This is a genomic window from Streptomyces sp. MnatMP-M17, from assembly GCF_900091995.1.
In the GTDB taxonomy this organism is placed as follows: Bacteria; Actinomycetota; Actinomycetes; order Streptomycetales; family Streptomycetaceae; genus Streptomyces.
In genome coordinates this window covers 16,091-28,935 of the sequence record NZ_FMDK01000008.1, presented here as the reverse complement: position 1 = coordinate 28,935, position 12,845 = coordinate 16,091, and the positions used below count along the sequence as shown (strand labels likewise).

Here is a 12,845-nt window from a genome sequence, read left to right as displayed (position 1 = left end):
CTCCCGTCCGTGGCCCTCGCCGCCGTGGCGGTTCCGGTGGCGAGGGCTGTCCCGAGGGCGGTGGCGGTGGTGCTGAGCAGGCGTCTTCTGCTGATCACACTCGGCTCCGATACGACTCGACGTTGAATCGTTTCACTCCTGCGAAACTAGGCCGGAAACTAGAGACCCGAGCCCGTCCCGTCAAGAGCTCCGCATCGCATCGGATTGAAACCTTTCACATCAGGTCACGGTCGGCGCCCGGTTTCAGGTCACGGTCAGCGTCCGCTTCCGGTCGGCACGTGCGCTGTTGCCCGTGTAGATGTCGAAGTCACCCGGTTCGACCATGAAATGAGGCTCGTTCGCGGCCGACCAGAATCCGAGGTCCTCGGCGCCGAGCGGGAACCGTACGGTGGTGGACTCGCCCGGAGCGAGAGTGACGCGCCGGAAGCCGCGCAGCCGGCGGACCGGCTGGACCTGGCTGGCCACCAGGTCGTGGACATAGAGCTGGACGACCTCGTCGCCGGTGCGGTCACCGGTGTTCCGTACGGTCACCGCCACCTCGACGGTGACGCCCTCGCGCAGCTCCGCGGCCGTGACGCGGTCGGCGCTCAGGCTCGGCTCGCCGACGGTGAAGGTGGTGTAGCTCAGGCCGTGGCCGAAGACGAACTGCGGGCCGTCCTCCAGGTCGAGATACCGGGACACATACTTCTCGTCGGAGTGTGCCGGGCGGTAAGGGCGGCCCGTGTTCTCGTGGTTGTAGTAGACCGGGACCTGTCCGACCGTACGCGGGAAGGTGACCGGAAGCTTGCCGCCCGGATTGACCGCGCCGAAGAGCACATCCGCGATGGCGTTGCCCGCCTCGGTACCCGGGTGCCAGGCCTCCAGGACGGCGGGCGCCGAGTCGAGCCAGTCCGACACCGTCAGCGGACGGCCGTTGACGAGGACGACCACGAAGGGCCGCCCGGTGGCGGCTATCGCGGCGATGAGCTCCCGCTGGGCACCGGGCAGCGCGAGATCGGCGCGGGTGGCGGCCTCACCGGTGATCTCGGCGGGCTCGCCCACCACCACGATCGTCATATCGGCGCCGCGGGCGAGGGCGACCGCCTCCGGGATTCCGCCGGTGTCCTGGCCCTGGGCCTCGACGCCCGGAGCATGGCCGACCTCGGCGGCGGGCGCCGCCGCCCTGACGGCGTCGAGAACCGTGACCGCGGGAAAGCCGTCGGCTCCCGGTGCGATCCAGGTGCCCAGCAGATCGGTGGAGGCGGCGAACGGGCCGACGACCGCGAGCGATCCGGACTCCGCACTCAGCGGGAGCACACCGCCGTCGTTCTTCAGCAGCACCATGCAGCGCGCCGCCGCCTCCCGCGCCACCGCCCGCGCCGGACCGGTCGGCGCGGTGATCACGGCGCTCTCGTCGGTGTACGGCCGGTCGAAGAGCCCGAGACGGAACTTCAGCCGCAGAATCCGGGCCACGGCGTCGTCGAGCCGCTCCTGGCTGATCCGGCCCTCGGCGAGCAACCGCGTTCCGTGCTCGGCGAGATGGGTGGAGACCATCTCCATGTCCACACCGGCGTTGAGGGACAGCCGGCCCGCGTCCGCACCGTCGGCCGCGAAACCGTGTGCGATCAGCTCATGGACACCGGTCCAGTCGCTGACGACGAATCCGTCGAAGCCCCACTCCTCCTTGAGGATGCCGGTCAGCGTGCGGGGATCGGCGTGCGCCGGGACACCGCTGATGGTGTTGAACGCCGCCATGACAGTGGCCACGCCCGCGTCGACGGCGGCCTTGAACGGCGGCAGATAGAGATTGCGCAGCCGTGCCTCGGAGACATCGACGGTGTTGTAGTCACGGCCGCCCTCCGCTCCTCCGTAGGCGACGAAGTGCTTGGCGCAGGCGGCGATCCGGTCCGGCGCGGCGAGATCGTCGCCCTGGTAGGCGCGTACCTTGGCCGCCGCGAGGCGCGCGTTGAGATACGGGTCCTCGCCGCCGCTCTCCGCGATCCGTCCCCAGCGCGGCTCGTGGGTGACATCCATCATCGGCGCGAATGTCCAGTGCAGCCCGTTGGAGCGCGCCTCCGCCGCCGAGACCTCGGCGTCCCGCGCCGGCACCTCGGGATCGAAACCGGCCGCCTGGGCGAGCGGGATCGGGAAGGTCGTCCAGTAGCCGTGGATGATGTCGAGCCCGAAGAGCAGCGGAATCCCGAGCCGGGACTCCTCGACGGCGATGCGCTGGAGATAGTTGGTGTGCCTGGGGCCCGTGACATTCAGTACGGAACCGAGCAGCCCGGCACGCGCCGTGGTCTCCACCTCATGGGTCTGTCCCTCGCCGGGCCCGGTGTCACCGGTCCAGGAGAGCTGCTGGAGCTGGCCGAGCTTCTCCTCGACCGTCATACGGTCGACCAGGTCCGTGATCTCGGATGCGTACGGTGCCGTGCCGCTGGCGCCGGTCATGGGAGCGCTCCCTCATGGTGATGTGTGGTGGACATGACCGCTCCCCCGGGTCCTCGCGGGACCCGGGGGAAGCGGAGCCGGTGGATCATACGGGAGCCGGCGCCGGCGGCAGGAGTGGGCGGCCGGTCAGCGGTCGCAGCCCAAGGTCCTGATGTCGACGGTGTCGGCCATCACCTGCATGCCCTTGTCGTTCGGATGGATATGGTCGCCGCCGTCGAAGACCGGCAGCAGCCGCTCCTGGTCGTAGGGACTGCGCAGCGCCTTGTCGAAGTCGGCGACGGCGTCGAGTTCACCGCTGTTCCTGATGAAGTCGTTGACGTCCTGGCGTACGGCCTCGCCCTCGGCGTCGTACTCGTACCAGCCCTTGTACGGCAGGACCGTCGCGCCGACGACACAGATGCCCGCCGTGTGCGCCCGGTCGATGATCTCCCGGTATCCGGCGATCAGATCACCGGCCGTCACTCCGGTGTGGGCCTTGATGTCGTTGATGCCCTCGAAGAGGAACACCGTGCGGACGCCGGGCTGGGAGATTGCATCGCGCTGGAGCCGCCCGAGCGCGCTCTGTCCGGCACCGTCCGCCAGCACCTTGTTGCCGGAGATCCCTTCGTTGGCGACTCCCTTGATCGCCTTGGCCCCGGTCGCGGTCCCGGTCCCGGTCTCGGTGGCGTTCTGGAGCCGGCGCGCGAGATAGTCGGGCCAGCGGCGGTTCGTATCGGTGCTGGACTGCCAGCCGTCGGTGATGGAGTCGCCCAGGGTGACCACGGCGCCGGTATTCCTGTCCGTCTCGACGCTGACCGCGTCGAGGTAGTACCAGGAGCCGGTCCGGTCGGTCCAGTTGTCGGCGCCCTCCTCGGCGGCATGGTCACCGGCGGTCGCGTACGAGGTCTGCATGGCCATGCCGTGGCCGGTCGAAGGACCGCCCGCGCTCCGTACATGGAAGCTGACGGCCAGGTCGCTCCCCGGCGCCAGCCGTCCGGGCAGTGGATCGCTGGTCACGGTGGCGCCCGGCGGGACCGTGACGGAGTCCGCGCCGCCGAAGGTGAGCGGGCGGTTGGTGCCGCGTACGACCTGCGCGCCCTCCTGCCGCCTGCCGACATGGACGCTGCCGAAGGTCACCGGCTGGTCGCCGAACGCGTTGGACAGCCGGACCCGGGTGTCGGTGCCGCCGACGCTGGTGCGCACCACCATCCGGTAGCTCCGGTCCCGGGGCGCCTCGCCCTGCCGGTCCGCGCTCGCGCCCCAGGTGATGACCTGATGCTGTGGCGCCTGCGCCTGCGCCTGCGCGTGCGTCCGGGCCGGTGCCTGTGCCTGTGATGTCGGTGCCGCTGGCGCCGCCTCCGCGGTCAGAGGCGTACACAGCAGGGCCAGCAGCGCGGCGACGACTCCCGCCGCGCGCAGGCCGTGAGAAGACCGCTGACGAGGCCTCATCGCCCGAGGTCCCGCAGCGTGACGGAACCGCCCGGCCGGAGGCTGACCTTCCGGCTCCGGTCGCCGTACGCGACCGTGGTGGTACGCCCGCCGACGCTGCGCAGCCGGGCCTCGGTGACCTTTCCGTTCCGCCAGCTCAGATCGACCACGAAGCCGCCCCGTACCCCGACTCCCGTGATACGGCCGGAGTCCGCCCAGGCCGCGGGCAGCGCGGGCAGCAGCTCGACATGGCCGGGCCGGGAGTAGACCAGCATCTCGATCATGGCGGCAGCGGTGCCGAAGTTGGACTCGATCTGGAAGATGCCGCGGCCCTTCTCGACCTCGTAGATGTCGAAGAGGTTCGGCGCCGTGCCGTTGGTGCCGTCGACGGAGGGCCTGAGGTTGGTGACGACGAGCTGGTACGCCTTGTCCGCATCCTTGAGCCGCGCCCAGCACAGGCTGCGCCAGGCGTTGGCCCAGCCGAAGCTGTTCATCCCGCGCGCGGTGAGCAGCGCGGTGGCGCCGTCCACCACGGCCTTGGGCGTGGAGGCGTCGGGGCGGATACGGTCTCCGGGGAAGAGCCCGATGAGCGGCGAGAGATGGCGGTGTGTCGTCTCACCGAGGTTGTCGGGCGACATCCATTCCTGGAGCCAGCCCGTCGTGGGGCTCACCTCGGGGAGATACAGCCGCTCCTGGAGGGCGCCGACGGTCGCGCTGTGCGCGGCGTCCCTGCCGAGGACGGCGGTGGCGGTGCGGAAGTTCCCGAAGAGCGCCCAGACCAGTTCCTGTGCGTAGGTCATGCCCTTGGCGTCCTGCGGGCCGTGCTCGGGCGACCAGTCCTTGTCGTCGATGAGCACCTCGCGGCTCCCGCCGGTGGCCGCGTCGGGGACGGTCGTGGTGATCAGCCGCGCCTCCCAGAACTCGACGGCGCCCTTGAGCAGCGGGTAGATCTTGGCGAGATACGCCGTGTCCTGGGTGAACTCGTAGTGCTCGAAGAGGGAGTTGGCCAGCCAGGCGTTGCCGCCCGGATGCCACCACCAGCCGTTGCCGCCGTGGATGTTGGTGGAGAAGGAGACGGCCCAGCCGCCGACCTTCCCGGTGGAGTTGCGGAACCGGTTGCGCGGATCGTTGAAGAGCTCGCGGGTGAGCTCGGTCCAGGACGGAAGCTGCGCCAGACAGTAGTCGGCGAAGGCGTCGAACAGGCCGGACAGGCCTGCCCGGTCGGCCATCCAGTAGTTCATCTGGATATTGATGTCGGTGTGGTAATCGCCCATCCAGTCCGGGTCGTTGCCGTCCAGCCACAGCCCCTGGAGAGCGACCGGCAGACTGTCCCGGGATCCGGCGATCATCAGATAGCGGCCGAACTGGAGGTAGGAGGCTTCGAGTTCGGGATCCGCCGCACCGTCGGTGTGGCGTGCCCTGACACGCTCCCAGGTGTCCAGGCCGCGCTGGAGCGCCGACGACTCGCCGAGCGAGATGTCCATCCGATCGAACAGCTCGCGGTGGTCGGCGACATGGCTGTGCAGCAGGGCGGTCGCCGAGTTGCGGGCCGCCGCGAGGACCTTGGTCCTGGCCAGCCGCTCGGGATCGAGGTCACGGTTACGATAGCCGGTGCCCGCGTCCGGAGCGTAGTCGGTGCCGCCGCTGACGACGACCGTGAGCTCCTTGCAGCCCGCGAAGGTGATCCGCGTACCGTCGACCGTCACCTTGCCGGTACTGCTGTACGCCGTCACCGCGGCGCCGTAGCGCAGTCCGCCGTCCGGGAAGGAGCCGTTGAACGAGGCGTACGTGCGCGCACGGTCCGCCGTGGTCCTCTCGTCATGGGTGCCGGACAGGCTCACCGATCCGGTGTACCGCCCGCCGCCCTTCTGCGAGAAGTGGACGACGATGGCGTCATCGGGATGACTGGCGAAGATCCGGCGCTCGTAGGTCACTCCTGAGCGCGTGTACGAGGAGGAGACCACGCCCTGGCTGATGTCGAGGTCACGCCGGTAGGCGGAGAGGGACGACAGGTCATGGTCCGGCAGGTCGACGGTCAGCCGCCCGAGGAGCGTGAACGAACCGAAGTCCTGCCGCCCGTACGGGAATTGGCCGTCGGCGTCGAGTGTGCCGTTGAGACCGCCGGTCCACAGGGTGGCGTCGGTGAGAAGAAGCACCTCACGGGAGGGATCGTTGCCGACGAGGGCGCCGAGGCGGCCGTTGCCCACCGGCAGGCCCTGCTCGATCATATTCGTGTCCGAGGCCGGGGACTGGTACCAGAACCTGGTGACCGACGCCTCGGGAAGCAGTGGGGACCTCGTCTGCCGGACCACCGGCGGAGAGGCCGCGAAGGCGGGCAGGCCGCCGAGGACGGTGAAAGCGCCCACCGCGGCGGCGAGGGAGAGGGCCTCTCGCCGGCTGGGACGGCGGGAGGAGTTCGGGGCTGACGCGGGTGTGCCGGTGTGCTGGTCGTCCACGGTTCACTCCATTCCGGAAGGACGGTGCGGGCGGTGCGCGAGCGGTGCGGGCATGCGGGTGCTGATCCGCCAGGGCGAGGAAAGGGCCGGTGCGGGGCCCGCGACATCAGGGCCCCGCACCGGTCTTCGGAGCGGGACGCGGGCTCGGAGCAGGGTGCGGGCTCAGAGCTGCGGTACGGCGATCCGGTCGATGTCCGGCGCGTAGTCGTCACCGCTGTCGATGGTGATCGTGTTCTTACCGGCCTTGAGCGTCACCGGGACCGTGACGGTCTCGACGGTGCCCCAGTCGGCGGTGGCGGGGAATTTCAAGCCGGTGGCGCCGTTCCCGTTGCTGGAGATCTTCGCCGGGCGCGCGTCACCGCTGATGTAGGACACATCGATCATGTAGTGGCCGGCCTTCGTCGCCACCACATCGTTGAACTGGAGTTTTCCGCCCTGGTAGAGATTGCCGACCTTGTGCGTGCCCGAGCACGCGCCGCAGTCGGCGATCGAGGCGTTGCCGCCGAGTGTGTTGGCCGGGGACTCGGCCTCGTAGGCCGTCTTCTTGAAGGCGGTTCCGCGCGGCGTGACGGTGAACAGACGCGAGCCGTGGGCCGGCAGGGCCTGGGTCACCTTCTCCTTGAAGGTGCCGAGGTCTTCCTTGTTCCAGACGTCATGGACCTTGCCCTGGCCCGTGAAGCCCAGGGACTGCCAGTCGGCGGTCACGGCGGCGGAGGTGTCGGCGAGGTTGAAGAGGGCGACGGTGTAGCTGCCGTCGGCGTTCTTCGCGCTCCAGACCTGCTGGTCACCGGTCGCGGTAACCGGTCGCGCAGGCGGCGTGCTGCCCTGGTTGATCGCGATGACGTCCTTGTTGGTCAGCAGGGAGAGGCCGTAGTCGTCCAGGCGGGTGAGGTCGTCACCTGTGTAGAGCGGCGACTTGGCGATGGCCCACAAGGTCATATAGCTCTGCCGCTCGGCCTTGGTCAGACCGTCCATCTCGCCGTTGCCGACGTCGATGGCGTCGAGGTCGTTCCAGCCGCCGGGAGCCGCGAACCGGCTCCACTTGGGCGCGTCGTAGAACCGGTCGTCGACGGAGTTCTCCCACGACACGAGCGTGTTGCAGTAGCACTCGACGTCGGTGTCGATCCGCCAGCCGTTGGAGTACCGCTTCCAGTCGGCGACATGGTTGATGTCGAGCGACCAGGAGATCTCAAGGTGCAGCGGGCGCCCTGCCTTGGCGATCGCCTGCTGCCAGGCGGCGACATCGGCGACGTTGTTGTAGTTGTCACCGCTCTTGAAGGAGCCCGGTCCGACGCCGTCGAGCTTGAGGAAGTCATATCCCCAGTCGGCGAACATCTGTGCCTGCGAGTCGATGTACTTCTGGGCACAGGGACGGGAGAAGTCGAGTTTGTAGGCGCTGTCCCAGCCGTTGGTGGTGCGCAGATCGCCGTACACGATATCGGCGGTGGTACACCCCTCGGCGTTCCAGATGGGAACCGTACCGCCGCCGTACGCCTCCTTCTCCAGGCCGACGGGAAGGTAGATGCCCGCCTTGAGTCCCTTGGCGTGGATGTCGTCGGCGACCGGCTTCATACCGCGCGGGAAGCGGCCCGGATCGGCGGTCTGCCGGGCGTAGCCGTCGAACTCCGGCTTCCACGCCATGTCGCGCCACCAGCCGGCGTCGATGTTGACGTATTCGTAGCCGTACTTCTTGAGCTTGGAGGCGAGGGCGCCCGCCTGCTTGAGGACGTTCTTCTCGGTGAGATAGCTGTAGTCGCCGTCGGGATTGAGTCCCGGGTACTTCGAGGACTGCATGCTCCAGCTCGTCCAGCCCATGTACGGCTTCTGGGCGGGAGCGGTGGCGGTGTCAGCTGCCGGCGCGGCTGCGGGAGTCGCCGTGGGCGTGGCCGCGACCGCCGCCGGGACGGCAGTGGTCAGACCGGCGGCGAGGGTGAGGACGAGCAGGGCTCTGACGGAGTACGAGGGTGACCGCATGGGCCGGGACCTCCTGTTGTCGGGGCATGACGGAGCGGGCAGGCCGGAACACGGCACGCCTGCACGGGGGTTGGGAGGAGTTCTGTGATCGGCGGTTCGGCGGACCAGTGGCTCGGTGGCCCAGTGGCTCGGCCGCGCTCAGCCCTTGCCGGAGCCGATGGTCAGCCCGCTGATGAACTGGCGCTGGAGCGCGAAGTACACGAGCAGCGTCGGGATCGCGGTCATCAGCGCTCCGGCCGCGATGAGATTGGGATTGGTGAAGTACTGGCCCTGGAGATTGGCCAGCGCGGAGGTGATCGGCCGCTTGTCGCCGGTCTCGATCAGGGCGAGCGACCAGAAGAAGTCGTTGTAGATCCAGATGGATTCCAGCGTGGCCAGCGCCGCGAACGCGGGACGGCACAGCGGCAGCACGATCTGGAAGAACTGGCGCCATACGGGAGCGCCGTCGACCAGCGCCGCTTCGGTGATCTCCTTGGGGATCGTCCTCATGTAGTTGCTGAGCACGAAGGTGCAGAAGCCGCACTGATAGGCGATATGGATCGCGATGATGCCCCATACCGAGTTGTAGAGCAGCAGCGAGTCGCTCATCCACCAGGGCAGCGGAATCAGCAGATAGAGCCGGTAGAGCGGAGTGATCAGCACCTGGGCCGGCAGCAGATTGCCCGCGGTGAAGAGCATCAGCAGGACGATGTTCCACCGGAAGTCGAAGCGTGTGACGAAGAAGGCGACCGCGGCGGAGAAGAGGAGTGTGCCGAGGACGGCCGGGACCGTGATGAGAACGGAGTTCCAGAAGAAGTGCGGCATCCCGGACTGGTTCCAGGCGTCCGAGAAGTTCTCGAAGCTCAGAGCGCGCGGCCAGGAGAGATAACCGTTGCTGCTGGTGTCCTCGTACGGCCGCAGCGAGGTGTAGACGGCCCAGAGCAGCGGCACCAGCCAGAGCAGGGCGATCCCGCCGAGGAGCCGATGCCGGCCGGTCTGCCGCTTGGGGCGGGAAGGACCGTCGTCCGACGGTGGCGTACGGCGGGTCCGTGAGCCGGCGGCCGGCGGTGTGGCGGTCGCGGTCACTGGTCCTCCTTGCGGAAGTTCTGGAAGAGGAAGGTCCCGATGGCGGCCAGCGAGACGAGCAGCAGGACGACCGCGAGGGCCGAGCCGTAACCGATATGGCTGGACTCGCCGATGATGTTGTCGGTGATCAGCAGGGAGAGCAGCTCCATACCGGGCTTGCTGCCGACTCCTCCGCCGAGTACATAGACGATGTCGAAGGCCCGCAGCGACTCCATGACGGTGACGACCAGGATGATGATGTTGACGGGCTTGAGCGCGGGAAAGACAACACGCAGAAAGGTCTGTCGTTCATTGGCGCCGTCGAGCGCGGCGGCTTCCTTGAGCGCGGGATCGAAGCCCTTCAGCCCGGCCAGATAGAGGATCATGATGTAGCCGGTGTGCCGCCAGGCCGAGGCGACGAGCACGGCCCAGAGATTGAGGTCCGGGTCGCCCAGCCAGTCGATGTGATGGCCGGGTGCCACCCCGTTGAGGACGCCGCCCAGCAGTCCGTTGTCGGGGTTGTAGATGATCTCCCAGATAAAGCCGACCACGGCCAGCGAGAGCACCATGGGCAGAAAGATCGCGGTCTGGTAGATCCGGGTGAAGCGGATCTTCCGGTCGAGCTGGTAGGCCAGGAAGATACCGAACGGAGTCGGCAGCAGGGCCGTGAAGAGCAGCCAGACGACATTGTGCTGGACCGCCGGCCAGAACGGCGGGTAATTGGTGAGGATCTCCCGGTAGTTGCCCAGCCCGGTCCAGTGGATGTCGGACAGGGCGATGCCGTCCCAGCTCGTGAAGGAGAGTCCGAGGGAGGCGAGGGCCGGCAGCCAGACGAAGACCAGCAGGGCGACGAGCGGAATCCCGATGATGACCGTGAGGAAGAGACGGTCACCGGTGCCGAGCCGGCGCGGACGGGGCCCGGACCGGTCGCGTGACGGGGAGGGCGGCGCTGGGCGCACGGAGGACATGTGGAACCTTCCCGGGTCCTGGTCAGGCCGTGAAGAAGCGCGAGCGCTGGGACTCGATCTTCTTCAGCATGGCCGAGCCGTCGTCGGGGTGGCCCAGCCACTGGGTGAGTCCCGGCAGTACGACGGTGGAGATGAAGCCCGGATCGCTGTCGCGGTCGCCGAACTGGGTGATGTGCTTGGCAGAGGCGATCAGTTGGGCGGACTTCTGCTGGAGCGCGTTGTACGAGCCGGTGTCGGCCCGGGAGTTGACGGCGACATTGCTCGGGTCGACGCCCATGTAGAGATTCTCGGCCTCGGCGCTGCCGAGGAACTCCAGCAGCCGGTTGGCCCCTTCGAGGTTCTTGGGCCGACGGCTGAGCATGAAGCCGTCGGTCGGTGCCTCGACGGTGTCCTGGCCGAAGGACGGGTCGATCTCGGGGAAGGCGAAGAAGTCGATGTCCTCGCGGAGCTTGTCGTCGGTGATCTGCTGGCCCAGGAAGAGTCCGATGACGGCCATGCCGGACTTCTTGTCGAGCAGGGACTGCGCGGCGTCCTGCCAGGAGCGGCCACCGGCGCCCTGCTGGTAGTACGGGCTCAGCTCACGCCAGAGGTCGAGCGCTCTGACAGTACGCCGGTCGGTCCAGGAGACCTCGCCGCGCATCAGCGACATATGGAAGTCATAGCCGTTGGCGCGGAGGTTCAGATAGTCGAAGGCGCCGAGGATGGACCAGCTGTCGCCGCCGCCGTAGCCGGACGCGATGGGCGAGAGACCGTCCTTCTTCATCCGCTTGGCGAGCGCGGTGAACTCGCTCCAGGTGCGCGGCGTTTCGTATCCGCGTTCCTGGAACACGCTCTTGCGGTAGAAGACGGCCCATGGGTAGTTGTAGAGCGGGACGAAGTAGTACTTCCCGTCCAGCCCCCGGGAGAGCTGCTTGGCGGCGTCGCTGAAGCCGGGGCCTATCTTCTCCCACACGTCGTCGACGGGATGGGCGAGGCCCTTCTTGGCGAAGTACTGCATGCGGTAGCCGGCGAACCAGGTGAAGACATCGTCCGGAGTGCCCTGGAGATAGGTGGAGATGCTCTTCTGGAAGGTGTCGTGGTCGACGGTGTTCGTCTTGACCGTGAGGCCGCTGTCCTTGGTGAAGGCGCCGGTGACGGCCGCGTAGGCGGACTTGGGCGTGGCGTCGGCCCCGTTGGAGCCGAAGGTCACCGTCTTCGGGTCGGACGAGGGCCCGCCGCCACAGGCGGTCAGTACGGGCGCGGCAAGGGCCGCGGCACCGATCCCGAGGGCGCCGCGGACCACACCGCGGCGGCCGGGCCCACTGGCGGGCGAGAGGGTGCGGCTCAGCGTCATCGCTACTCCTATTGCGTGTCTGTTCCGATGAAGGACTGGATGGCGGTGGCCGCGGCCCCGCGCGCCCACTCCTCGAAGGGCAGCGGACGTGTCATCACGTCGCACTGCGCGGCGGTTCCGAAGGCGGACGCGGTGAACGCGTCACGGATGTGCTCGGCGAAGAGGTCGTACGCGGCCAGGCCCTCGCCGGAGATGATGACCCGTCGTGGTCCGAGCACATTGACGACGGCCCCGATGGCCCGGCCGATGGCCTCACCGGCCCGCGCGTAGACCTCTCTGGCGCCGGGATCGCCGCGGTGGGCGAGGTCCAGGGCCTGTTCCGAGCCGGTGACCGGCAGACCGGTCACCTCCCTGACCGCGCGGATGATGGCCGAATCGCCGGCGATCGCCTCCACACAGCCGGTGTTGCCGCAGTGGCACGGCGGGCCCAGCGGATCGATGGAGAGATGGCCGATCTCACCGGCGACTCCGTGTGCCCCGGAGACCACCCGGCCATGCACCACGAGCCCGCAGCCGATGCCCGCGCCCACGGTCACCAGCGCGAAGTCGGAGATGCCGGCTCCGGCCCCGAACCACTGCTCGGCGACGGTCAGCGCGCGTACGTCGTTGTCGACGGTGACCGGCAGGCCCGTCACCGCTCCGGCCAGTTCCGCGAGCGGCACGTCCCGCCACTCCAGGAACGGCGAGTAGCGCACCACACCGGCTGCCCGGTCCACATCACCGGAGACCGCGAGGCCGAGACCGCGTACCTCCACGCCGAATCCGTCGGCCTCGGTGAGGAGTTCCTGGACGAGTCCGGCGATCGAGGCGAGTACGGCGCCCGGATCGCGGGCGGTCAGCGGCAGATGCCGGGCCACCCGGATACGGCAGCAGAGGTCCGCGAGGACCGCGATGATCTCGTCACCGGTCACCTTGACGCCGATGAACAAGGCCCTGCCGCCGTCCACCCGCAGAGGGTTGGCGGGACGTCCGAGGGCGGGCCGTGCCTCCTCGTCCACGCCCTCGACCAGATAGCCGGCCTCCATCAGCGGACGTACCGCCTTGGTGACCGCGGCCGAGGAGAGGGCGGTGCGCCGGGCTATCTCGATCCGGGTGAGCGGGCCGTGGGACAGCACGGTGGTGAAGACGAGGGAGGCGGCCGGCGTCGGTACCGGAACCGCCTCGGTGCGAGAGGTCGAGCGCATGGCCGAAACGTAGGTGGGTTCTTTTCCGCTGTCAATGAAAGAAGCAAGC

The 12,845-nt window shown here is 68.5% G+C and carries 8 protein-coding genes; all 8 read right to left on the bottom strand.

Annotation, left to right across the window (positions count from 1 at the left end):
• Positions 1-243: 243 nt before the first annotated feature.
• The 8 genes from GA0115259_RS00385 to GA0115259_RS00350 all read right to left on the bottom strand — a co-directional run bounded on the left by GA0115259_RS00385 (position 244) and on the right by GA0115259_RS00350 (position 12,796).
• On the bottom strand, positions 244-2,430 hold the full coding sequence (locus tag GA0115259_RS00385; RefSeq protein WP_093589055.1) for a glycoside hydrolase family 3 N-terminal domain-containing protein: 2,187 nt from the start codon (positions 2,428-2,430) through the stop codon (positions 244-246).
• Positions 2,431-2,556: 126 nt separating this feature from the next.
• Positions 2,557-3,858 (bottom strand): SGNH/GDSL hydrolase family protein, encoded by a 1,302-nt coding sequence (locus tag GA0115259_RS00380; protein ID WP_093589053.1) that lies wholly within the window; start codon positions 3,856-3,858, stop codon positions 2,557-2,559.
• Positions 3,855-6,293, bottom strand: coding sequence for a glycosyl hydrolase family 95 catalytic domain-containing protein (locus GA0115259_RS00375; protein ID WP_093589051.1), 2,439 nt, complete (start codon positions 6,291-6,293; stop codon positions 3,855-3,857). Before GA0115259_RS00375 ends, GA0115259_RS00380 begins: the two co-directional genes overlap by 4 nt.
• A 162-nt stretch (positions 6,294-6,455) precedes the next feature.
• On the bottom strand, positions 6,456-8,267 hold the full coding sequence (locus GA0115259_RS00370) for an alpha-galactosidase D (RefSeq protein ID WP_093589049.1): 1,812 nt from the start codon (positions 8,265-8,267) through the stop codon (positions 6,456-6,458).
• Positions 8,268-8,405: 138 nt separating this feature from the next.
• Positions 8,406-9,332 (bottom strand): carbohydrate ABC transporter permease, encoded by a 927-nt coding sequence (locus GA0115259_RS00365; protein WP_256097854.1) that lies wholly within the window; start codon positions 9,330-9,332, stop codon positions 8,406-8,408.
• Positions 9,329-10,279: a carbohydrate ABC transporter permease gene (locus tag GA0115259_RS00360; RefSeq protein WP_093589047.1), complete on the bottom strand. Its 951-nt coding sequence runs from the start codon at positions 10,277-10,279 to the stop codon at positions 9,329-9,331. Before GA0115259_RS00360 ends, GA0115259_RS00365 begins: the two co-directional genes overlap by 4 nt.
• A gap of 22 nt (positions 10,280-10,301) precedes the next feature.
• Entirely contained in the window at positions 10,302-11,612 is a 1,311-nt protein-coding gene (locus GA0115259_RS00355; protein ID WP_093589045.1) for an ABC transporter substrate-binding protein, read from the bottom strand.
• A gap of 8 nt (positions 11,613-11,620) precedes the next feature.
• Positions 11,621-12,796, bottom strand: coding sequence for an ROK family transcriptional regulator (locus GA0115259_RS00350; protein WP_093589043.1), 1,176 nt, complete (start codon positions 12,794-12,796; stop codon positions 11,621-11,623).
• Positions 12,797-12,845 lie beyond the last annotated feature (49 nt).